General features: G+C 58.7%; 22 protein-coding genes. 11 read left to right on the top strand and 11 right to left on the bottom strand.

Annotation, left to right across the window (positions count from 1 at the left end; translation table 11 throughout):
* The first annotated feature begins 138 nt into the window (after positions 1-138).
* The gene (locus IB250_RS25225) at positions 139-546 is read left to right on the top strand and encodes an HPF/RaiA family ribosome-associated protein (RefSeq protein ID WP_008070486.1); all 408 of its coding nucleotides are present in this window, start codon (positions 139-141) and stop codon (positions 544-546) included.
* A gap of 217 nt (positions 547-763) precedes the next feature.
* Here the strand turns inward: IB250_RS25225 and fecA are convergent, their stop codons facing one another.
* From fecA to IB250_RS25205, 4 genes are all read right to left on the bottom strand, one after another.
* Positions 764-3,097, bottom strand: coding sequence for a TonB-dependent Fe(3+) dicitrate receptor FecA (gene fecA / locus IB250_RS25220; protein WP_192346144.1), 2,334 nt, complete (start codon positions 3,095-3,097; stop codon positions 764-766).
* A 196-nt stretch (positions 3,098-3,293) separates the two neighbouring features.
* Positions 3,294-4,232: a FecR domain-containing protein gene (locus IB250_RS25215; RefSeq protein WP_192346142.1), complete on the bottom strand. Its 939-nt coding sequence runs from the start codon at positions 4,230-4,232 to the stop codon at positions 3,294-3,296.
* The gene (locus IB250_RS25210) at positions 4,229-4,717 is read right to left on the bottom strand and encodes a sigma-70 family RNA polymerase sigma factor (RefSeq protein ID WP_007903262.1); all 489 of its coding nucleotides are present in this window, start codon (positions 4,715-4,717) and stop codon (positions 4,229-4,231) included. Before IB250_RS25210 ends, IB250_RS25215 begins: the two co-directional genes overlap by 4 nt.
* Before the next feature lie 248 nt (positions 4,718-4,965).
* Positions 4,966-5,841, bottom strand: a complete 876-nt coding sequence (locus IB250_RS25205) for a helix-turn-helix transcriptional regulator (RefSeq protein WP_123500996.1) — start codon at positions 5,839-5,841, stop codon at positions 4,966-4,968.
* 138 nt (positions 5,842-5,979) lie between these two features.
* Between IB250_RS25205 and IB250_RS25200 the strand changes: the two genes are divergently transcribed.
* The gene (locus tag IB250_RS25200; protein ID WP_192346140.1) at positions 5,980-6,882 is read left to right on the top strand and encodes a DMT family transporter; all 903 of its coding nucleotides are present in this window, start codon (positions 5,980-5,982) and stop codon (positions 6,880-6,882) included.
* A gap of 21 nt (positions 6,883-6,903) precedes the next feature.
* Here the strand turns inward: IB250_RS25200 and IB250_RS25195 are convergent, their stop codons facing one another.
* The 3 genes from IB250_RS25195 to IB250_RS25185 all read right to left on the bottom strand — a co-directional run bounded on the left by IB250_RS25195 (position 6,904) and on the right by IB250_RS25185 (position 9,191).
* Positions 6,904-7,413 carry a DUF2165 family protein gene (locus tag IB250_RS25195; RefSeq protein ID WP_192346138.1) on the bottom strand — a complete coding sequence of 170 codons (510 nt, stop codon included), beginning with the start codon at positions 7,411-7,413 and terminating at the stop codon, positions 6,904-6,906.
* 192 nt (positions 7,414-7,605) lie between these two features.
* Positions 7,606-8,580 (bottom strand): 2-hydroxyacid dehydrogenase, encoded by a 975-nt coding sequence (locus tag IB250_RS25190; protein WP_063341505.1) that lies wholly within the window; start codon positions 8,578-8,580, stop codon positions 7,606-7,608.
* 233 nt (positions 8,581-8,813) lie between these two features.
* Entirely contained in the window at positions 8,814-9,191 is a 378-nt protein-coding gene (locus IB250_RS25185) for a DUF6124 family protein (protein WP_192346370.1), read from the bottom strand.
* A gap of 157 nt (positions 9,192-9,348) precedes the next feature.
* Between IB250_RS25185 and IB250_RS25180 the strand changes: the two genes are divergently transcribed.
* The 4 genes from IB250_RS25180 (at position 9,349) to IB250_RS25165 (ending at position 11,441) form a co-directional block, all read left to right on the top strand.
* Positions 9,349-9,564, top strand: coding sequence for a hypothetical protein (locus IB250_RS25180; protein WP_192346136.1), 216 nt, complete (start codon positions 9,349-9,351; stop codon positions 9,562-9,564).
* 154 nt (positions 9,565-9,718) lie between these two features.
* Positions 9,719-10,348: a hypothetical protein gene (locus IB250_RS25175; RefSeq protein WP_192346134.1), complete on the top strand. Its 630-nt coding sequence runs from the start codon at positions 9,719-9,721 to the stop codon at positions 10,346-10,348.
* Positions 10,345-11,058 carry a hypothetical protein gene (locus IB250_RS25170; RefSeq protein ID WP_192346132.1) on the top strand — a complete coding sequence of 238 codons (714 nt, stop codon included), beginning with the start codon at positions 10,345-10,347 and terminating at the stop codon, positions 11,056-11,058. The genes IB250_RS25175 and IB250_RS25170 overlap by 4 nt, the downstream gene beginning before the upstream one ends.
* Positions 11,055-11,441 (top strand): hypothetical protein, encoded by a 387-nt coding sequence (locus IB250_RS25165; protein WP_192346130.1) that lies wholly within the window; start codon positions 11,055-11,057, stop codon positions 11,439-11,441. The genes IB250_RS25170 and IB250_RS25165 overlap by 4 nt, the downstream gene beginning before the upstream one ends.
* Before the next feature lie 126 nt (positions 11,442-11,567).
* Here the strand turns inward: IB250_RS25165 and IB250_RS25160 are convergent, their stop codons facing one another.
* Positions 11,568-12,536, bottom strand: coding sequence for a LysR family transcriptional regulator (locus tag IB250_RS25160; RefSeq protein ID WP_008070477.1), 969 nt, complete (start codon positions 12,534-12,536; stop codon positions 11,568-11,570).
* A 279-nt stretch (positions 12,537-12,815) separates the two neighbouring features.
* On the opposite strand from IB250_RS25160, the gene IB250_RS25155 reads away from it, so the two are divergent.
* From IB250_RS25155 to IB250_RS25140, 4 genes are all read left to right on the top strand, one after another.
* Positions 12,816-14,315, top strand: a complete 1,500-nt coding sequence (locus tag IB250_RS25155; protein ID WP_192346128.1) for an efflux transporter outer membrane subunit — start codon at positions 12,816-12,818, stop codon at positions 14,313-14,315.
* A gap of 139 nt (positions 14,316-14,454) precedes the next feature.
* A complete protein-coding gene (locus IB250_RS25150; RefSeq protein WP_192346126.1) occupies positions 14,455-16,659 on the top strand; it encodes an FUSC family protein in 2,205 nt (734 codons plus the stop codon).
* On the top strand, positions 16,649-16,849 hold the full coding sequence (locus IB250_RS25145) for a DUF1656 domain-containing protein (protein ID WP_007896379.1): 201 nt from the start codon (positions 16,649-16,651) through the stop codon (positions 16,847-16,849). The genes IB250_RS25150 and IB250_RS25145 overlap by 11 nt, the downstream gene beginning before the upstream one ends.
* A gap of 25 nt (positions 16,850-16,874) precedes the next feature.
* Positions 16,875-17,738, top strand: a complete 864-nt coding sequence (locus tag IB250_RS25140; protein WP_063341503.1) for an HlyD family secretion protein — start codon at positions 16,875-16,877, stop codon at positions 17,736-17,738.
* Positions 17,739-17,888: 150 nt separating this feature from the next.
* Here IB250_RS25140 and IB250_RS25135 read toward each other — a convergent pair whose 3' ends face one another.
* The 3 genes from IB250_RS25135 to IB250_RS25125 form a co-directional block, all read right to left on the bottom strand.
* Complete coding sequence (locus IB250_RS25135) at positions 17,889-18,287, bottom strand: DUF4440 domain-containing protein (protein ID WP_192346124.1); 399 nt, start codon at positions 18,285-18,287, stop codon at positions 17,889-17,891.
* A 160-nt stretch (positions 18,288-18,447) separates the two neighbouring features.
* Positions 18,448-19,272: an SDR family oxidoreductase gene (locus IB250_RS25130; RefSeq protein WP_123358528.1), complete on the bottom strand. Its 825-nt coding sequence runs from the start codon at positions 19,270-19,272 to the stop codon at positions 18,448-18,450.
* A 30-nt stretch (positions 19,273-19,302) separates the two neighbouring features.
* On the bottom strand, positions 19,303-19,767 hold the full coding sequence (locus IB250_RS25125) for a hypothetical protein (RefSeq protein WP_008070465.1): 465 nt from the start codon (positions 19,765-19,767) through the stop codon (positions 19,303-19,305).
* 167 nt (positions 19,768-19,934) lie between these two features.
* Between IB250_RS25125 and IB250_RS25120 the strand changes: the two genes are divergently transcribed.
* Positions 19,935-22,796, top strand: coding sequence for an RHS repeat domain-containing protein (locus IB250_RS25120; RefSeq protein ID WP_192346368.1), 2,862 nt, complete (start codon positions 19,935-19,937; stop codon positions 22,794-22,796).
* Positions 22,797-22,808 lie beyond the last annotated feature (12 nt).

Below are 22,808 nucleotides of genomic sequence, written 5' to 3'. Positions count from 1 at the left end.
GCGAATGAATATTTATCTTTTTTTAGGGGTTGAAATGTTCTGCGCACACACCGATTGTGTAACCAAGAGGTCACGGTGATGAAGCCCAAGGGCCAGCCGAAGGGCCTCTCGCGAGCTAGCTGAAATAAGGGATGAACTATGCAAATCCAAGTCAATAGCGATAACCATATTCAAAGCAGCATCCGACTGGAGGAGTGGGTACGTACTACCATTGAGAGCACGCTCGAACGTTATGAAGAGGACCTGACCCGCGTCGAGGTCCACCTGCGGGACGAGAACGGCGACAAGCCCGGTCCCCACGATATGCGCTGTCAGCTGGAAGCGCGGCCAAAAGGCCATCAACCGATTTCTGTTACCCATAAAGCCGCTAACCTGGAACTGGCGATCGATGGTGCGGCTGAAAAACTCGAACATGCGCTTGAACATCTGTTCGGCAAACTGCGGGGCAAACCACGTGCCGCTGTGGTGCCGTTCGAAAGGCCTACGGCCGATGCGCTGCTGGAAGACGAGTTTCTCGAGAACGAACAGGCTGCACAAAACGGCTGAGGCCTGATTTACTTTTTACCTTCCCACTTTCTCTCCACCTGAAAAACGGGCCTGCTTATGCAGGCCCGTTCTTGTTTCTGGATTTAATGATTTCTGACTGATCGTTCCCACGCTCTGCGTGGGAATGCCTCAATGGACGCTCCGCGTCCGATTCTGGGACGCAGAGCGTCCCGGGCTGCATTCCCACGCAGAGCGTGGGAACGATCAATGGGTGAGGTCAGAACGCTACCGACGTCTGCACATAAACCGTCCTTGGCTCCCCAACATACTTGCCCTTGTTGTTGTCATCGAACGAGCGGGTGAAGTACTGGTGGTTGAAGATGTTTTTCACCCCCACCGCCACATTAAGATCGGATAGTTTCGGCCCAAAGTCATACGCCGCACGGCTGCTGAACAACATGTACCCCGCAATCTTGCCGGTGCTGCCGTCGGCGCTTTCGGCCGAGGTGTTGGCGTTGTCAGCGAACTGGTCACTCTGATAGCTGCTGTCCAGGTTCAGTTTCCACGCGCCTTCGGTATAACCGACGCCGACCGTGCCTTTGTGTTTCGAAGAAAACGGCACGCGATTGCCCTTGTTCGGCCCGTCTTCGCGGATGGTCGCGTCGACATAGGCGTAAGTCGCGTACACATCGAAACCGGCCAGCGCCGAGCTCAAATCGTCGAGGGCGTAGTTGATGCTGGTTTCGATGCCTTGATGACGGGTTTCGCCACGGGCGATCACAGAGTCATTGGTTTGATTGCTTTCATACTGATTGTCGAAATTGATCAGGAATGCGCCAATCTCGGCACGCAACGCGCCATTGTCGTAGCGGGTACCCAGCTCCCAGGTGCGCGCCTTCTCCGGTTTGACTTCGCCGCTGGTCACCCGGTTAGGCATCTGGCTGTACTGCACGCTGCCGAACGATCCTTCGGTATTGGCGTAGAGGTTCCAGCTGTCGGTCAGGTGATAGAGCACGTTCAACGCCGGCAGGGCGGTGTTGTAGTCGCCTTTGTATTTCACGTTGGTCAGGTTGTTGGTCTGCTGCGACTCGATCATCTCGTAGCGGATGCCTGGCGTGATCGTCCACTTGCCGATGTCGATCCGGTCATCGACGAAGAACGCATTGGCCTCGGTGCCACCCCGCGTATCGCGGTCGTTGCGGCTGTTGGTGGTCGGGAGTTCGTTGCTGGCGATCGGCGTGCGGTAGCGCAGTTCGTGGCCGGCCTCGTTGATGTAGCGATAGCCGACGCCGACTTCATGGCTGGTTTGGCCGAGGTCGAAGCCTTGGGCGAAACGGGTTTCCAGGCCGCGTACCCAATACTCGCGTGGCGACAGGGAGAGGAACGTGCCCTGGTCCAGATAACCGCTACGCAGGGTTTTGGTGAAGAAGGTATTGGCGGTGAACTCGCGGCGATCTTCCTGATAGCGATAGCCGAAATTGAACATCGTACGACGGCCCCAGAACTGGTCTTTCGGGCGGGTCGACTGGTACGGGTCAGCGTCGTAATCGGCTACGTTCAGCCCGCCGGGCATGTCCGCCTTGCCTTCGTAGTATTGGGCCATGGCGTTGAAGCTGTTGGCCTCGTCGAGCTGGTACTTGCCCTTGAGGATCAGGTCGTCGATTTCGGTGTCGCTGTGTTCGCGCCAGTCACCGCCGCGGGTGCCCGAGTACAGAATCGCGCCGCCCAGACCGTTATCGGCCGTGCCGCCGGCCAGCAAATTGCCGGTGGTTTTGAAGCCATCGTGGCTGGATGATGGACTGGTTTCGGTCTGGAAGCCGCCCTTGACCGTCGGCTCATCGGGAATGGCGCGAGTTACGAAGTTGACCACACCGCCGACGTTCTGCGGCCCGTAGCGCACTGCACCGCCGCCGCGCACCACGTCGACCGCGTCCATGTTGCCCATGCTGATCGGCGCGAACGAAAGCTGCGGTTGACCATAAGGTGCGAAGGGCACCGGAATGCCGTCCATCAATACCGTGGAGCGCGAAGCCAGCCGAGGGTTGAGCCCGCGAATGCCGAAGTTCAGTGCCATGTCATGGCTGCCGGTGCCGTTGTTGTCCGGCGCGTTGACCCCCGGAATGCGGTTGAGTACGTCCCTGGCCTGAGTCGCGCCCTGGCGCTCGAATTCTTCGCGACGGATTACATCGCGAGCGCCGGGATGTTCGAAGACGTTGGTTTGCGCCGCATCGCCGAGCCAGTCGCCGACCACTTTCGAGGTGTCCAGCTCCAGCGCCGCATCACCCGCCGGCTGCAGACTGAAAGCATTGTCGCCCTCGGCGCGGGCTTGCAGGCCGGTACCTTCGAGCAACGCGTTCAAGCCCTGGGAAGGGGTGTAGTTGCCTTCCAGGCCGCGACTTTGCACACCGCTGGTGACTTGTGAGCCAAAGGAGATCAGCACGCCGGCTTCACGGCCAAACTGGTTGAGGGCGTTCTCCAGCGAAGACGGCGCGATGTGGTACGGCTTGGTGTCGGCGGCATGCACCAGAGGCAGTGCGCCGAAGCTCAGACTGGCGCCCAGCAAGAGTTGGCGCAAGGTGCGGGTTAGCGGTGTGACGCGGATGGGTTGCATGAAAGGCGATCCTGAGAAGGTTGAATCAAGGGGGCTTTCCTTCTCTGTCACGCCAGATCTGAAAAACGGCTCATTTTTTTGAAGATCGTTCCCACGCTCTGCGTGGGAATGCCTCAACGGACGCTCCGCGTTCGGCTCTGGAAGTGACGCGGAGCGTCACGGGCTGCATTCCCATGCAGAGCATGGGAACGATCATTTACGCGCGTGCCTCAACGGTCACCCAATACCGGGTAAAACGTCTCACCTTCACCGGCAAACTGATTTCCAGCAGATCAAGAATCCGCTCGCTGTCGTCCAGTGGATAAGTCCCGGAGATCAGCAGGTCGGCAACATTCGCCGCGCACTTGAGTTGCCCCCGGCGATAGCGACCGAGTTCATCGAGGAAATCCCCCAGGCGCATGTGTGCGGCCACCAGCATGCCGTCGGCCCAGGCGCCGCTGTTGGCGTCCAGTGGCAGGGGAGCGCCGATGCCGCGTGCGCCGAAGCTCAACTGCCTGGCGGTTTGCAGCATCAGCGGTGCGCCGCCATCGGGCGTCAATTCGACGCTGCCTTCGAACACCGCCACCTGAGTGTGATCGGCAAACTGCCGCACATTCAGCCGCCCACCTTGGGTTTTCAACAGGCCTTGTGCGGTCTGTACTTGAAACGCTTGGGCGGCGGTCAGCAGCATCTCGCCTTCTAGCAAGCGGATCAGCCGTTGCTGACCGTCGACTCGCACATCGACCGAACTGGCGGTATTGAGCTGCACTTGGCTGCCATCGCCGAGCGGAACTTTACGTCGCTGGCCGATCGGGCTGCGGTAGTCGGCCAGCAACGGCATCAGCGGATTGTGCTCACGCATGCCCCAAGTGACTGCGGAACCCGCGCCGAGAATCAGCAACAGCTTCAATGCCTGACGGCGGCCGGCGGATTTCGGTGCGTTGAGGGCGGCATGGGCCAGCGGTGAAGACAAACCGCGCAAACGTTGATTGACCCGCTGAATGTGCTCCCAGGCCCGTCGATGTTCGGCGTGCGCATCGAGCCATTGCTGCCAGGCGATTTGCTGACGCGGGTTCAACGGCCCTTGCTGGACTTGAATCCACCAGTGCACGGCCTGCTCAGCCACTTGAGAGGAGAAATCCGCAGGGCTATTCATAGTGCGAAGTAGCAGCGCATCGCTGCTTTGTTCAGGTGCCGTTTGACCGTGGCAATGGAAATGCCCAGTTCGGCGGCGATCTGTGGATAAGTCAAACCATCGAGCTGAGCCAGCAGAAAGGCGCGTTTGACCAGACGCGGCAAACCGTCGAGCAACTGGTCGAGTTCCATCAGCGTTTGCAGGATGATCGCCCGATCCTCCTCCGACGGCGCGACGATTTCCGGCATCTGAGCCAGCGCGTCGAGGTAGGCGCGTTCCAGATCCTGACGGCGGTAATGATTGAACAGCACACGCTTGGCGATGGTGGTGAGGAACGCCCGCGGTTCGATGATTTGGGGCGTTTCCCGTGCCGTCAGCACTCGAATGAACGTGTCCTGGGCCAAATCCGCGGCGCTGTCAGGGCAGCCGAGTTTGCGCCGCAGCCAACCGGTGAGCCAGTTGTGATGGGCGTGATAAAGGACTTCGACGGTAGTGGCTGACGACAACGGAACCGCTCCGGACGCATTTAGATACGTTAGAGAACAAGAATTGTTCGCATTGTAGGGGCGGGGCCTGCATCCGGCAATCGGCTCCAGGCCGGTTTCTCTGATCTGGAGACCGTGTCATCGTTCTTCGCGAGCAAGCCCGCTCCCACAGGTGACCGAGTTCTCTCAGAGGAATTCGGTCGAATGTGGGAGCGGGCTTGCTCACGAAGGCGGCCGTATAGGCACCGAAAATCCACTGGATTGCAGCGCTAGCGCAAAAACGCCTGCCGATACTCCCCAGGCGTACCACCCAGTGCCTGGCGAAACCGATTAGTGAAATGGCTCGCACTGGCAAACCCACAGGCCAACGCGATATCCCCCAACGGCTGCGACGTTGTGCGCAACAATTCCCGCGCGCGGCTCAGTCGCCGAGCCAACACATACTGATGCGGCGGCAAACCGAAGCTCACTCGAAACATTCGCGCAAAGTGATATTCGGACAGCGCACATAACCCCGCCAATTGCCCAAGGCTGATGGCTTCGGCCATTTGATGGTCGATGAACTCCACCAACTGCCGCCGCTGATGTGCCGCCAACCCACCCTTGAGGCGCAAGCCCTCACGCACACCGACCTGGCTGAGCAGGGCATGGCTGAGCATTTCGTGGGCCAGGCTGCTGGTGAGCAGGCGTTCGCCCGGCTCATCCCAGTTGAGGGCGATCAACTGCCGAAAGCGCCGGGCTTGCTGCGGGTCTTCAAGGAACGTGCGCTCGCGCAGCTGCAATTCCCTAGGTTCGCGATCCAGCAGCGTGACGCAACCAAGGGCAAATTGTTCGGGGCTGAAATACAGGTGGGCCAGGCGAATATCGCCGTTGATTACCCAGCCTGACTGATGGTCGGCCGGCAGAATGCACAGCTTGTCCGGGCCGCCCTTGGTGCCGGGCTGGTCGCGGCGAAAAGTACCGGTACCGCCAGCGATGTAGCAAGACAAGGTGTGATGGCTCGGCGCTTCGTAATCCTGGGCATCGTGGTGGTTGTTCCACAAAGCTGCGGCCATGCCGTCACCGAGCTCGGCGCTGTGCTCCAGACGAGCATTGGGCGAGCGGTTAAGCGCTTGAAAGACTTGCAAGGATTCCAGTGCGGCCATGATCGGTTCTCTCCAACGCCTTGCATCCTACTCCGTAGAGGTTGGCCTGCCAGCCCGCCGACCGACAAAAGCGCAAGTTTATGCAAGTGCAGAAGGGTTTCGCGCCGGACACTGAAAGCCTATTCAGGAGTCTTCACCATGAACATTTCGTTGTATCTACTGACCGTGCTGATCTGGGGCACCACCTGGATTGCCTTGAAATGGCAACTGGGCGTGGTGGCGATTCCGGTGTCGATCGTTTATCGCTTCGGCCTTGCCGCATTGGTGTTGTTCGTGATGTTGCTGCTCAGCCGCCGTCTGCAAGTGATGAACCGTCGCGGGCATCTGATCTGCCTGGCGCAGGGCTTGTGCCTGTTCTGCATCAATTTCATGTGCTTTCTTACCGCCAGCCAATGGATTCCTAGCGGTCTGGTCGCCGTGGTGTTTTCCACCGCCACCCTCTGGAATGCCTTCAACGCACGGGTGTTTTTCGGTCAGAGAATCGCTCGTAATGTACTGATGGGCGGTGCACTGGGTTTGCTCGGATTGGGCCTGTTGTTCTGGCCAGAGCTGGCCGGTCATACCGCCAGCCCTGAAACCATGCTCGGGTTGGGGTTGGCGCTGCTCGGAACCTTATGCTTCTCGGCCGGCAACATGCTGTCGAGTCTGCAACAGAAGGCCGGCCTGAAACCCCTGACCACCAATGCCTGGGGCATGGCTTACGGCGCGGCGATGTTGACGGTGTGGTGTCTGGTCAAAGGCATCCCGTTCGACATGGAATGGAATGCCCGCTACATCGGGTCATTGCTGTACCTGGTGATTCCGGGCTCGGTGATCGGCTTCACCGCCTACCTGACGCTGGTCGGGCGCATGGGCCCGGAGCGGGCAGCGTACTGCACCGTACTCTTTCCGGTAGTGGCGCTGAATGTGTCGGCGTTTGTCGAAGGCTATCAATGGACGGCACCGGCACTGGTGGGGCTGGTGTTGGTGATGCTGGGGAATGTGCTGGTGTTCCGTAAACCCAAAGCGTCGATGGTGCAGGGGCGCGGGAAGTTGGCTTGAAAAGGTCGGGCGCGTTAATACTCAGCGTTCGATCTTCAATGCCACATAAACCAATAAAGGCAATATGAAGTCGGTGATATGTCGAGCCCAGTCCTTGGCATTCCACTCTTTTGATTCGTCCATGTTGAACCATTCAACGCCGACAACTTGCAAGCAGGCGTAATAGATGAAAAAAGCGATCATTAATCCGATGATGGCAAATTTTTTTGCTTCATGGAACTCTTGGGCGCTGCTGTTTATGTTTCGGTAAAGATGATAAGTGCCCACTAGGCAGAAAATGGTAAAAAGAACTTCAAGTGTAATGATTAGCCAATAAATCCGGTGGTGAAGCATGGGCGAGGTAATGGCTCGATAGCTGTACTTCAGGTTGTTGCTGGTGGTGTCCATGCTCAGGACGTGAGCGACGTACTCATAGTTAGAGGGGTAGTCGGTAAAGTTGCTATACATCACCAACAGGCCAAAGAAACTTATAAATAACATCAGTGTGGCTTTACTGATTCTGATGATTTGATCGGTTGTCAGATGATTCAAGGTGGTTATTCTCCAAAGCTGATTCCCATTAGGGGTGGGTAAGTGAGGAGAGTTTATAGTGCGGATTGTTTGTTGGGTGGTGGACTGAATTGCAAGGTGTTTATTAATTGCGAGGTTAGTTATAGTTTTCTGTTGTCAGGACGTTCTATTGCAGTATCAACGGGCAGGCGTTTGAACGCCTGCCCGTTTTCGTCAGCCTTTCCAGACTTGCGGGTTGACCAGGTCCTGCGGTCGCTCACCCAACAAGGCACTGCGCAAGTTGGCCAAGGCACGGTTGGCCATGGCTTCACGGGTTTCGTGGGTCGCCGAGCCAATGTGCGGCAAGGTCACGGCGTTTTTCAGTTGGAACAATGGCGACTCGGCCAGCGGTTCTTTCTCGTACACGTCCAGCCCGGCGCCGCGAATCCGGTTGTTTTGCAGCGCTTCGATCAGCGCCGGTTCATCCACTACGGGGCCGCGGGCGATGTTCACCAGAATGGCGCTCGGTTTCATCAGCGCCAGTTCACGGTGGCTGATCAGGTGTCTGGTTTTTTCGCTGAGCGGCACCACCAGGCAGACGAAATCGGCTTCGGCCAGCAACTGGTCTAGGCTGCGAAATTGTGCACCGAGCTCCTGTTCCAATTCGGTCTTGCGGCTGTTGCCACTATAGATAATCGGCATGTTGAAGCCCAACCGACCGCGACGGGCGATGGCCGCGCCGATGTTGCCCATGCCGACAATCCCTAAGGTTTTGCCATGCACATCGCTACCGAACAACGGCGCGCCGACGGTGGCTTGCCATTGGCCAGCCTTGGTCCATGCGTCCAGCTCGGCGACGCGGCGGGCGCTGCTCATAAGCAGGGCGAAGGCCAGGTCGGCGGTGCTTTCGGTGAGGACGTCGGGGGTGTTGGTGAGCATGATCCCGCGTTCGTTGAAGTAGGCGAGGTCGTAATTGTCGTAGCCGACCGAGACGCTGGAGACCACTTCCAGTTTGCTGGCGTTTTCCAGTTGCGCGCGACCGAGTTTGCGGCCGACGCCGATCAGGCCGTGGGCGTGGGGCAGGGCTTCATTGAATTGGGCATTGATGTCGCCGTTTTTCGGGTTCGGCACGATCACGTCGAAGTCTTGTTGCAGACGTTCGATCATCGGTGGGGTGATACGGCTGAAGGCGAGGACGGTTTTTTTCATTGGAGGCGGCTCGTCGGGCTTGGAGAATGCCAAGCACGCTAACATTCTTTTTCGTTGTTGTGCGTAGGAGCTGCCGAAGGCTGCGATCTTTTGATCTGGATTTTCAAGATCAAAAGATCGCAGCCTTCGGCAGCTCCTACATGGAGCGGGCTTGCTCGCGAAAGCGATGTGTCAGGCAACATCTTTGTCGACTGGACGTCCGCCTTCGCGAGCAAGCCCGCTCCCACAGGGGGTCAGCTGTGTGGCGCGGGTTTGGGTACGTTGAGGTTATCCAGCATCCGGTTCACCGCAAGCTCGGCCAGCATGACGATTTGCTGAATCGCCATGACCGTATTCCGATGCGGGCCTTCCAGATACCCCGCAAAATCAGTTGCCATCACACTGGCCTGGGCCAACGATTCACAGGTGTGGGCCAACAGGTCTTCGTCTTTGATATCCGGCGCAACCATATACATCGTGCTTGGCTTGCGAGCCACGGGGGATTTGAGAGCGGCTGGATTGAGGTAGTGATCGAGCGCGCGGTTAGCGGCTTCGTGGAGCTTTTTTGAATCGAGGGATTCGTAGGGGGAAACGTCGTCGGTTTCAGGAGGGTTCGGTGTTTCTTTGATCATGCGGAAGTTACTCATTGGCAGATGAAGTGGAACTGCCATCTTTCGTTTTCCAGACGAAAGGGTGGCAGCTGCGCGCGGACTGGAAAAACCGGAACATCCACCAAAACCCGGCAGACCCGAAGGTCTCCCGCGCACAGCCGCCATAACAAGGAATTGCGTGCAGAAAAAAGCGCCGCAGTATGCCATGGGGTGTGGTAAGTGTTCGCCAGGTTTTCCAGACCTGATCGCTGATTTTGCAGCGACCCCCAAAGCCTACCCATTTCGTTTCCGAAGCAACAACCGTCAAAACCTGTGGGAAACATCCTCAAAAATCACCCCGTCTGTAGGAGCTGCCGAAGGCTGCGATCTTTTGACCTTCCGGCGCTATCAATGACGTAAAGACGGAAAGATCACACCCCTTCGGCAGCACCGACAGTGTCGCCATCATGAAAATTCGGACTTCCCCTACACGCAAAAACGATTCGCCCGGCATCCCCCCTTGAGCCCACTCGCCAAAGTCTCCCATTTCCAAGGAACGGGACGCGAGCGTGACCAAACTCATCCCCCAAAACCAACTCGCCGGCCAACACGGCCAGGTACTAGACAGCCATCAAGCCGTCGCCGACCTGCGCCAGGCCCTGAACTATCCTTACGACCTGCAAGGCTTCGACGATCTGCTTAGCGCGATCGGCGCCAACCGCTCCAACTACATGCAGGCCGCCAACCAGCAGAAACTCATCAACGCCGTGAGCAACGGTGATTGGGTCATGGTGACGCCCCGCATCGATCCCGATAACGGCGGTGCTTCATGGAATGCCTTCAAATCCAAACCCGAACCACCACCGGCGCAACATCTGGTCGAAGAACACGCCTTCGCTCTGCCCAAACCCGTGGAGTCGGGCTTCTACATCATTCAGCAGCCCATGACCCTCGAAGCCCTTGAGCGCTCACTGTACGAAAACCCGCCAAGCGATGCACTGCGCGGGGAATTCCGCTCGCTCAATCGCCATCTCGGTGAGCGGGTGAAACCGGGGCAAATGGTGATTTTCAGCGATTCACGGCATTACATGTGCCGCCGCGAAGAGGCGCAAATGATGATCGCGGCGCAGAAGGTCAACGAAGCATTGAAGGATCTGAGTGATGAAGAGGCGTCGTTTTTAGTCAGCATCATGAGGTGATTGAGCCGTTTTTGGAGGTGTCGGCGGGCTCGTTAGGCGTGGCGTCGTTCATGATCGGTCAGCATTTGGAGAGTCTGAAAACGACACTGAAAGAACTTGATGGGCTGCATCAGCAACAATTTCGTAAACACGGCCATTTGCACTCCCCTGAGTTTCTTTCCCAGCGCAAGCGGTTGATGGCCAAACTCGATGCCGGCCTAGGGTGGCTTGTACGAAAAGGCACCGGTATCCCGGATCATCCCAAGCTCAAGCGTGCCTTGGGCCTTTCTACTCGTAGAACGATTCATCATTGGAACAAGGCTGGGGCACCAACACAGTTACCTGGCTACGCCTCTAATATTGATGGTGTGGCGAAGGCCGCCAAGTTTATGAAGGCGGGAGGCTATGTAGGAATAGGACTTGCGGCAGGTGCAGCCACCATGCGCATCAACGAGGTTTGCCGAACAGGAAGCGCCGAAGACTGCAGGCAGGTGCAATTTTCCGAGGGCGGTAAACTGTCTGGCAACGTAATTGGCGGGGTTACCGCAGGCGTTGTGACGGGAAAAGTCACCTTAAAGTACTGCGCCGGTATTGCTTTGAAGACCCGCGGCTTAGGCGGTATCGTTTGCGCGTTAATTCTCAGCGGGGGTACAGCATCGGTCGGAGGAAATATCGGGGCGAAGTTGGGAGAGGCAAGTGGAGAATTGCTCCACGAGGTAACCACTCCATGAGCCAAGAAAAAATTTTCTTTGGAGCATGCGCCCTACTTTTATTGGTATGTATGCTAATAAATTTGGTCGTCATTTTATATGTGGCTTTTTTCAAACTTGACGAAATTGAAAAGTATCTTAAGAACTCCTCTGTTTTAGAAGAAGATCAGTTGATGGGCAGCGGAGCCATTAGCAGATTAATGCGCTTGAGCCGAATTAGCGGATTGCTTTGCGCCAGCAAGTCATTTCTGCAACGAACTGAGCCTCTGATAATCTCGGATCTAGCGCAACTCCCTGCGACGCTTAGGTTGTGGGTCAATATTCCATTTCATATTGCAACGTTTTTCATTGTTTGTATGGTGACTTTATGGGGGTGGGGCAAATATACCGGTCTACTGAATTAAGACTGCTCAGACATTCAGGGTTTTCCTGACGCAGCGATTGTCTGTTTGTTCGTTCTTCGCAGTGATAGCGCTTTGGGGATTGGGAAAGGCCACTGGACTGCTGGGCTAACCCGCAGTCCACACACCTCAATTCGCCAACCGCGCCCCACCCAAACTCCCACTCAACTCATACGCCGCCAATTCCGCCTGATGCGCCGCCAATATCTCCGGCAACGACCCACGCAAGTACTCGACCCACGTCTTGATCTTCGCATCCAGATACTGCCGCGACGGGTAGATCGCATACAGATTCAATTCCTGTGAGCGATAGTTCGGCATCACCCGCACCAACGTGCCGTTGCGCAGCCCTTCAATCGCCGCATAGACCGGTAAAACGCCAACCCCCATGCCGCTGGTGATTGCGGTCTTCATCGCATCAGCGGAGTTCACCAAAAACGGTGAGCTGTTGATGGTGACCATTTCCTGGCCGTCAGGGCCGTCGAAGGCCCATTTCTCCAGCGGGATGACCGGGCTCACCAGGCGCAGGCAGGCGTGGTTGAGCAAATCGCTGGGTTTGTGCGCGCAGCCGTTGGCTTTTACATAGGCGGGCGACGCGCAAACGATGCTGTAGGTGATGCCCAAACGCTGGGAGACGAAGCCCGAGTCCGGCAGTTCGCTGGCGAGCACGATGGACACGTCGTAGCCCTCGTCGAGCAGATCCGGCACGCGGTTGGCCATGGTCAGGTCGAAGGTCACGTCCGGGTGGGTTTTGCGGTAGCGGGCGATGGCGTCGATCACGAAGTGCTGACCGATGCCGGTCATGGTGTGCACCTTGAGTTGCCCGGCCGGCCGCGCGTGGGCGTCGCTGGCCTCGGCTTCGGCTTCTTCGACGTAGGCCAGGATCTGCTCGCAACGCAATAGATAGCGCTTGCCGGCCTCGGTCAGGGCGATGCGGCGGGTGGTGCGGTTGAGCAGGCGGGTTTGCAGGTGGGCTTCCAGGTTGGAGACCGCGCGCGAGACGTTGGCCGTGGTGGTGTCGAGTTGCACGGCGGCGGCGGTGAAGCTGCCGGCCTCGGCCACGTAACTGAAGGCGCGCATGTTTTGCAAAGTGTCCATGGGGTGCTCTCTTGGCGAATGGCAAATTGTGACACGAAGTTGCTGATTCTTTACAGGCGACTAAAGACGAGACCAAGGGATTATCGCGTTAACGGTAACAAAGATTCACAAGAATCCCGGCTTATCGCCAACAAGGCCGACCCCTAGAATTGCGCCCACCTATGTAGGAGCTGCCGCAGGCTGCGATCTTTTGACCTTCGCTTTTAAAAGCAACATCAAAAGATCGCAGCCTACGGCAGCTCCTACAGGGGATCTCCCTCATCTCAGGAAATCGCAGCAGTGCCGCGTCGCATCAACAGAGCGCTCAAGACGCTCAGTGTTTTGGCTTTAACCCTGGCAATCAGCGGCTGCATCGGCACCGCAGGTATTGCCCCGCAAGACAAGGCACTGGAGGCCAATGCATTGGCCACCGACGATGCCATTCAGAGCGCCGAGCAAGACGCTCATTGGCCCACCGCTCAATGGTGGCAAGCCTACGGCGACCCGCAATTGAACCGCTGGATCGACCTCGCCCTGCAAGGCAGCCCGAGCATGGCCATGGCCGCTGCGCGAGTGCGTCAGGCGCGGTCGATGGCCGGCCTTGCCGAGTCCGCCGAGTCGTTGCAGATCAATGGCCAATCCACCCTCAAGCGCCACAACTGGCCCACCGATCAGTTTTACGGCCCCGGCGAGTTGGCCAACACCACCACTTGGGACAACAACGCCGCGCTGGGTTTCAGCTATGCCCTCGACCTCTGGGGGCGCGAAAGCAACGCCACCGAACGCGCGGTGGACATGGCTCACGTGAGCGTCGCCGAAGCACGGCAGGCCCAGCTTGAATTGCAGAACAACATCGTGCGCGCCTACATCGAGCTCTCGTTGCATTACGCGCAACGGGATATCGTTGCGGCAACGTTGAAGCAGCAACAGCAAATTCTTGACCTGGCACAGAAACGTCTGAACGGCGGCATTGGCACCCATTTCGAAGTCAGCCAGGCCGAAACACCATTGCCGGAAACCCATCGGCAGATCGATGCCCTGGACGAGGAAATTGCCCTAAGCCGCAACCAACTCGCCGCGCTGGCCGGTAAGGGACCGGGGGAGGGCGCACAGTTGCAACGGCCGACGCTGTCATTGGGCGCGGCACTGAAGTTGCCGTCGTCTTTGCCGGCGCAATTGCTCGGTCAACGCCCGGACGTGGTCGCCAGTCGCTGGCAAGTGGCGGCGCAGGCGCGGGGTATTGATGTCGCCCACGCCGGTTTCTACCCCAACGTCGATCTGGTCGGCAGCCTCGGCTACATGGCCACCGGCGGTGGGGCGCTGGAGTTTTTGACCGGCAAGAAGCTCAACTACAGCGTCGGCCCGGCGATTTCGTTGCCGATCTTCGATGGTGGCCGCTTGCGTGCGGAGTTGGGCGAGGCCTCGGCGGGTTATGACATCGCGGTGGCCAGGTACAACCAGACGCTGGTCAACGCGCTGAAGAACATCTCCGACCAGCTGATTCGCCGCGAGTCGATGGACAAGCAACAAGCCTTCGCCGCCGAGTCGGTGGCCACGGCGCAGAAAACCTACGACATCGCGATGATCGCCTATCAGCGCGGGCTCACCGATTACCTCAACGTGCTCAATGCGCAGACTTTGTTGTTCAAGCAGCAACAGGTGCAGCAGCAGGTTCAGGCAGCGCGCTTGAGTGCTCATGCGGAATTGGTGACTGCTTTGGGCGGAGGCGTCGGCGCTGGCAACGACGTCCCGAATGCCGAAAAAACCCAGCCCCCGAAAACCCCGGTTCTTTTGCGTTGAACACAAAACCTGTGGGAGCGAGCCTGCTCGCGATAGCGGTATGTCGGTCGACATCAATGTTGAATGTGAAATCGCCATCGCGAGCAGGCTCGCTCCCACAGGTTCCGCGACCTGACTGAATTTCATTGAGCAAAATTCCATGACTCCCTTGCCCGCACCTTTGCGCTGGCTGTATTCCTTTGAATGGCGCCGGGGTTTCTTCGACTGGGCACGCAGCGACGGCGTGACCTGGGTGTACATTTTCAAGGTGCTGTTCGCCGCGTTCCTGACCCTGTGGCTGGCCATGCGCCTTGAGTTGCCACAACCGCGCACCGCGATGATCACCGTGTTCATCGTCATGCAACCGCAAAGCGGTCAGGTGTTCGCCAAGAGTTTCTATCGCTTCCTCGGCACGTTGGCCGGGTCGGCGGTGATGATCACGTTGATTGCCCTGTTTGCGCAGAACACCGAACTGTTCCTCGGCTCGCTGGCAATCTGGGTCGGCCTCTGCTCGGCCGGCGCGGCGCGTTATCGCAACTTCCGCGCTTATGGATTTGTGCTCGCCGGTTATACGGCGGCGATGATCGGGCTGCCTGCATTGGCTCATCCCGACGGCGCGTTCATGGCAGCAGTCTGGCGTGTGCTGGAAATCTCCCTGGGGATTCTCTGTTCGACGCTGGTGAGCGCCGCGATCCTGCCGCAAACCGCCAGCGCCGCGATGCGCAATGCCTTGTATCAGCGCTTCGGCGTGTTTGCCTTGTTCGTCACCGATGGCTTGCGCGGTCGCAGCCGGCGCGAGGCATTTGAAGCGAACAACGTGCGGTTTATCGCCGAGGCGGTAGGTCTGGAAGGACTGCGCAGCGTCACGGTGTTCGAAGACCCGCACATGCGTCGGCGCAACGGACGGCTCAGCCGCTTGAACAGCGAGTTCATGGGCATCACCACGCGCTTCAATGCGCTGCATCAGTTGCTCGAACGCCTGCGCAACAGCGGCGCCGATCATGTGGTCGCGGCGATCAAACCGGGTTTGCAGGATCTGGCCGAAGTGCTCGACGGTTTCAGCGGTCGAGCCTTGACCAGCCCCGACGCTGCGCGCCTGGCCAGTGCTTTGGCGACCTATAAGGAAAACTTGCCGGCGCGGGTCCGCAGCCTGCGGGCGACCTTTCAGGAGAGTGATCCGAGCGACGCCGAGCAGCTGGATTTTCACACCGCCTACGAGCTGCTTTATCGCTATGTCGACGACCTGCACAGTTATGCACAGACCCACGCATCGCTGGCCGATCACAGCCACGAACGGGAACGTTGGGACGAGCCCTTCACCCCGCAAACCAATTGGCTGGCCTCGGCGGCATCGGGCATTCGCGCAGCATTCATTCTCGTGGTGCTCGGCAGTTATTGGGTGGCCACGGCGTGGCCGAGCGGGGCGACCATGACCCTGATCGCCGCCGCCACCGTCGGCCTTTCAGCGGCGACACCGAACCCCAAACGGATGGCGTTTCAGATGGCCTGCGGGACGTTGCTCGGGGCGCTGATCGGCTTCGTCGAGATGTTCTTCATCTTCCCCTTGATCGACGGTTTTCCGTTGCTCTGCGTAATGCTGGCGCCGGTGATCGTGATCGGGGCGTTCCTGGCTTCACGGCCGCAATACGCCGGGGTTGGTCTGGGGTTGCTGATCTTCTTCAGCACCGGCTCGGTGCCGGACAACCTCACGGTTTACAACCCTTACGCCTTCATCAACGATTACATCGCCATGATCATGGGCATGCTGGTGTGCGCGGCGGCCGGGGCGATCATTTTGCCGCCCAACAGTCGCTGGCTATGGCGGCGCCTGGAGCAGGACTTGCGCGGGCAAGTGGTATACGCCATCAGCGGCAAACTCAAAGGTTTGGCGTCGAGTTTCGAAAGTCGCACTCGCGATCTTTTGCATCAGGCCTATGGCCTCGCAGCGGGACAGCCGCAGGTGCAACGGGACTTATTGCGCTGGATGTTCGTGGTGCTGGAAGTCGGCCACGCGATCATCGAGTTGCGCAAGGAACAGGCGATTCTGCCGGTGCATCCGGCCTATGCCGAATCCCGGCCGTGGCGTCAGGCGATCCGGGCGATGGGGCGTTCGCTGGTGCGACTGTTTCTGCAACCCGGCCCGAGCAATCTGCAGCGTGCGCTGGTCGCGGTCGACCACGCGATCAGCCGCGTGCAGGCCACCGATGAACCCTTCGCACCGCACTTCGACACCTCCGCCTTGCGCCGGGTGAAGAGCTACCTGCACTTCATCCGCACCTCGCTGCTTGACCCGCAATCGCCACTGGCCGGCTACATAAAAGCTAGTGCCATCGCCAAGCCCCAAGGACTTGAACATGCCTCGTGAAATCGCCTTCCACGGCGTGTACATGCCGACCATGACCCTGATGTTTTTCATCGCGGCGGCGCTGGCCTGGGCGCTGGATCGGTTCCTGTCCGGGTTCGATCTGTACCGCTTTTTCTGGCACCCGGCGCTGCTGCGCCTGAGTCTGTTTACCTGTCTGTTCGGCGCTCTTGCGCTGACTGTTTACCGTTGACTTTCTATCACTGAAGAAGGCCCTGATGAAAAAGCTTTTCAGCCTGCTCGCGACCCTGTTGGTGTTGGCCCTTGCCCTGTGGATCGGCCGGACCCTGTGGGTGCATTACATGAACACGCCCTGGACCCGCGACGGCCGGGTGCGCGCCGACATCATCAACGTTGCCGCCGACGTTACCGGTGAAGTGGTGGATGTGCCGGTGCGCGACAACCAGTTGGTGAAAAAGGGCGATTTGCTGATGCGCATCGACCCCGAGCATTACCGCATCGCGGTGAAACAGGCGCAGTCGCTGGTGGCCTCGCGCAAAGCCACGTGGGAGATGCGCAAGGTCAACGCCCATCGCCGCGCCGACCTCGACAACCTGGTGATCTCCAGGGAAAACCGCGACGACGCCACCAACATCGCCGACTCGGCCCTGGCCGATTACCAGCACGCCCAGGCACAACTGGAAGCGGCCGAACTGAACCTCAAACGCACCGAAGTGCGCGCGGCGGTGGACGGCTATGTGACCAACCTCAACGTCCATCGCGGCGACTACGCACGCATCGGCGAAGCGAAAATGGCCGTGGTCGACATGAACTCGTTCTGGGTTTATGGCTTCTTCGAAGAAACCAAACTGCCGCATGTGCGCGTGGGCGATAAAGCCGATATGCAATTGATGAGCGGCGAAGTGCTCAAGGGACATGTGGAAAGCATTTCTCGCGGGATCTATGACCGGGATAATCCCGAAAGCCGCGAGCTGATCGCCGATGTGAACCCGACCTTTAACTGGGTGCGCCTGGCGCAGCGGGTGCCGGTGCGGATTCACATTGATGAAGTGCCAGAGGGCGTGCTGTTGGCGGCGGGGATTACTTGCACCGTTGTGGTGAAACAGGCTGTCGAGGGGTAACTGACAGACCGAGTCGTCTGCTTCGCGAGCAAGCCCGCTCCCACACTTGATCTACTTTGTGCACATATTTTGTGTTCACTGAAGATCAAATGTGGGAGCGGGCTTGCTCGCGAGTGAGGCAACTCGGTCCCTCAGGCAGATGGCGACAGTTCACTCCTTGCAAAACGTCTCATGCAAATGCCGCCAAACCACCTTGCCATCGGCCTGTTTCTCGAACACCACCGAAGACCGTCGATCAGAATGCAACCCCGTCGCATCGGTCTGCTGCTCGCGGTAACTCACCACCGCGCCACCGTCGTATAGCGCAACACCGCGCAACTCGCTGAGCTCAATCCTGAACCCGAGCTTCTTCCCGCCCGCCAGTAGAAACAGTTCATTCAACGCCTCGAAATCCAGCACCCGGCCCAACGGCGAGATCATGGAAAACCGGGGTGAAAAACGCATGAGCAATTGTTCAAGCTCGGATTCGTCCCGCTCCTCGGCCAACCATTGTTCAATGGCTATGTGAGCCTGGATCACTTCGTCAAAGTATTCGGTGTAGTCGGTCATGTTGTTTCCTGAAATTTTGCAGCGTCTGTCCTGACGTCTTCGCGGGCAAGTCGAATCGTCGCACCGCCGCTCCCACAGTGGTCTTTGGTGTGAATGCTATCTATGCCACCCAGCAGAACCTTGTGGGAGCGGGCTTGCTCGCGAATGGGATACCGCGATCTCAAAGCTGCCCGCGCAAGCCAAACCGCTTCATCAACCCCGACTCCAGCAACCCCTTGGGCAACAACCCCGCCATCAACGGCAACGCCCGGCTGCCATTACCCAAACGCACCAGACGCGGCGGTTTATTCTGCTGCACGGCCTTCAATAAACCGGCGGCAAATTCACTGGCCGGCGTCGGTTTGTCCTGAGACGCCTTGGCCCGCGCGCGAATACCTTCACGCAGCGGCCACCATGGCGATTGCTCGGTGATCAGTTGCTCAGCCTCTTGGCCGGCATTCTTGGCGAAGCTGGAGGCGATGGCCCCTGGCTGAACTTCCATGACCCGCACACCGAACGGTGCCAATTCCATGCGCAGCGCATCGCTCAAGGCATGCACCGCGGCTTTCGAGGCGCAGTAGGCGCCGGCAAATGGCGTGACCAGAACCCCGGAAACGCTGCCGATGTTCACCACCAGGCCCCTGGCCCGGCGCAGCACCGGAAACATCGCGCGAGTGACGCCGACGATGGCAAACACATTGGTTTCGAATTGCCGCTGCATGGCCGGCACACCGCCGTCGAGCAGCGGCCCCATGGCGCCATAGCCGGCGTTGTTGATCAGCACATCAAGGCCGCCGCGTTGCTGATTGATCCGCTCGCTCAGTTGTTCGAGGGCCGGGCCATCGTTCACGTCCAGTTGCACGGCGGTGAACCCGGCGGCGGTTAGAGCGGCTACGTCTTCGGCTTTGCGGGCGCTGGCCCAGACTTCGTACCCGGCACTTTTGAACGCGTCGGCGAGGGCGCGGCCAATGCCGCTGGAACAACCGGTAATCAACGCAACAGGCATGGCGCGGTCCTTGTGCAAAAAGAAAAGGGATCAGTCGGAGAAACTACCCTGCAAACGCTCGGCGCGAAACTCCAGGGTTTGCGGGCGATAACCGGGGCGCAGGGGCGGCATAGGCAAGCAGTCTTCCCAATTGCCGCCGGCCTGCAATTCGCCGGGCCCGCGATAGCGCGGTGCGGCGTATTGATTGTCAGCCAGATTGACCGTATCGCCCGGTGCATAAGCGGCGATTCGCCAGCGCAGTTCGGTCAGCGGCACGTCGTTGCCGTTGTTCATCGTCAGCTTCAAGGGGCGATCCGCCGGGCAGTGCTCGGGCGCGTAGGTGATGCGCAGCTCCAGGCGCGCCAGTTGCTTGACCTCGCGGGTGTCCAGCCAGAACACCCACACCGCCACCAGGCCCAACCCGACAGCGGCGGCCATGGACACCGGCACGGCCTTGGACGGGTAGCGCAGCAGCAGGATCAGCCAGGTGATGACCAGCAGGACGCCGATGAACATGTGTGAACGCTCCTTGAACTCATAAACACCATCCTACCGAAGGGGCGCGGGAATGGACATTCGTGGAGCAAGATCGGTGGCCGTTGGTCGGTACTGTCATTTCTGATAGTAGCCAGGAATGTCCATGAACAGTTAGATGAGGACATACAGACATGCAGGTCTTGACGATGGGAATACACCACAAAACACCAAAGTTGTCCGCCGTCGACCCGCGCGGCTTGACCATCCGTACGGTGGACTATTGGCGTGCCGTCGAAAACCTGCCTGCCGAAGCACGCATCAATCGCACGGCCCATGATGCTGCGGGCCACCCGATAAAACAGTGGGATCCGCGGCTTTGGGCATTGCAGGTTGAGGATCCCCTGACACCCGCCAATTCAACGACCGTGCATTCGCTGTCCGGCCATGCGCTGTGTACCGTCAGCGTCGATGCTGGATTGCAGCTGAACCTGCCCGGTCTGGGCGCCGAGATTTTGCTGGCATGGGACAGCCGAGGTACACGACGTGAGGTTGAATACGACGACCTGCTTCGTCCTGTGGCAGTGTTCGAGCAGGGCGCAACTGAGCCACGAAGGTCCGTTGAACGCATGACCTATGGCGGGCCCGATCAGGGCGACCAGAATCAATGCGGGCAGTTGATCCGTCATGACGATCCCGCCGGGACGGTGCTGTTCGAGGCATTTTCGATCACCGGCCAATGCGTGAAGCAAGTCCGTCACTTCACCCTGGACCCTGTTGCCCCCGACTGGCCGGAGCTGGAAGCCGATCGCGAGCGGCTGCTTGAGCCCGGTGAAGGTGCGTCGTCGACGTGGCGTTTCGGTCCACAGGATCATGTGCTGGAACAGACCGATGCCAAGGAGAATCGTCAGGCTTTCCACTTGACGCTTGATGGACAATTGCGTGAGGCACGACTGCAACTCCACGGGCTGACCACCTGGCAAACGCTGGTGCGCGATATTCGGTATAGCGCGCAGGGTCAGGTCGAACACGAAACCGCTGGTAACAGCGTACAGACGACCCTCGTTTACCGCCCCGAAGACGGTCTGCTGATGGAGCGCCGGGCACAGGATGCCAGTGCCGGACTGTTGCAACACCTGATCTACGATTATGACCGGATGGGCAATGTCCTGAGCATCGAGGACTGGGCACTGCGGGTGCGTTACTTCAACAACCAGCGCATTGATCCCATCAGTCGCTTTATCTACGACAGCCTGTATCAATTGATCGAAGCCTACGGCTGGGAGGAGGGCATTCTCCAGCAGGGGCCAGCGTCGGTGGGACGGGTCGATCCGGCGGCGGTCAGCAACTATCACCAGACCTACCGCTATGACGAGGGCGGGAACCTGCTGACGCTGACGCACGTCGGCACGCAGAGTCGGGGGCGCGAACTGAAAGCGGCGCGATACAGCAATCGTTGTCTGCCCTGGCGCAACGGCGTGCCGCCGACCGAAGAGGACATCGCCGCGGCGTTCGACGCCAAGGGCAATTTGCTGGAGCTGGATCAGGGGCGGATCCTGAATTGGGATCTGCGTAATCAGTTGCAGTCGGTCAGCCCGGTGGAACGCGTCTCCGGGCTCAATGACAGGGAGTCCTATGTCTACGATGGCAGTGGGCAGCGGGTACGCAAAATCCGCTCATTGCAGACTAATGCCCGGACCGTGGTGGCTGAAGTGCGTTATCTGCCGGGGCTTGAAATGCGCAGCGATAACGGCACGGGAGAAGTATTGCAGGTGATCACCGCCCAGGCGGGACTCAATAGCGTGCGAGTGCTGCATTGGGAAACAGCGCCACCGTCCGGTATCGCCAACGATCAATACCGCTACAGCCTGGTCGATCACCTGAAATCCTGCACGCTGGAACTGGCCGACGACGCGCGAATTATCAGTCAGGAAACCTACTATCCCTTTGGCGAAACGGCTTGGTTTGCCGGGGCTGGCGTCGTTGAAGCGAGTTATAAAACCATTCGTTATTCGGGCAAGGAGCGGGATGCGACGGGGCTTTATTACTATGGTCTGCGTTATTACGTGCCGTGGTTGCAACGTTGGCTCAACCCAGACCCCAAGGGGTTCGTTGATGGACCGAACCTGTATCAGATGGTCAATAACTCGCCCATGACTTATGCCGATAGCGACGGCGGGGGGAGGACCAAGGCTTCACAGCTGAGTGAGAGCCTGGATAAGCAGCAAGCCTTGGTCTCATCGGTTGGAAGCGCCGTTTCTGATCTCAAGAATTCAATACTCAATCACGCCTATCCGCAGCATCGGTTCAAAGCGTTGGTCAGACGGGTACTCACCCAACTTGCCAGCAATGCCGTCAGCGCGGCCGGTACGTCGGCGGGTGCTGTGGCAGGCGGTACCTTGGGTGGGTTGGTAGGTCCGGGAGGCGCAACGCTGGGGGCCAAGGTCGGGGCGAAAGTCGGCTCCAAAGCGACAGATGCTTTGATTTCCAAGGTGGTGGACACTTATCAACTGGAGCGTCCGATCAACTTCAAGGGTAACGAAATGAACCCTAAAGCATTCATTGAGAGCGTTGAACCCAAAAAGAAACTCAGTCTTGCAGCGGTAAAATTTGAGCTGGCGGCGGTTGACCCGCGGACAAGTGAAGGGCGAAAGCAATTGAGGAAAAAAATCACCACCGCAGTTGTTGATAAGGGGGTCGAAAAGGTCGGCAGTAAGCTGGGGTCGGAAGCGCCAGGTCTGATCAAGACAGGTCGGGAATTTTACCAGGCATCGCTAGGGTTGAACGCGACATCGCTCAGCGAGGCTTACGACGAGACGCCAGTGGTGGTCGATATACTGGAGTTCAGGATGCAGGCAATCAAAAATGAATTCGCCGTTTCCGGTAGTGCGGATTCAGAAACCTTCGAGCGTATCGCCGAGCTCTCGGCGCAGACGCAGCAGGTGGTTCAGACGTTGAACCGAAACCAGGATTTCATTGAGCTTGTCGCGCCCAAGCCTTATGCCGGAAGACGACAATCACTGAATAGAACGTCCAGGTCAGCCCCGGTTCGGCAAATGTCACACGGCTGAGGCAAAGAAAAA

This window comes from Pseudomonas sp. PDM09 (assembly GCF_014852305.1).
Taxonomy (GTDB): domain Bacteria; phylum Pseudomonadota; class Gammaproteobacteria; order Pseudomonadales; family Pseudomonadaceae; genus Aquipseudomonas.
Note: the sequence above shows the minus strand (reverse complement) of the source record. Positions and strands in the feature narration are given on the sequence as shown.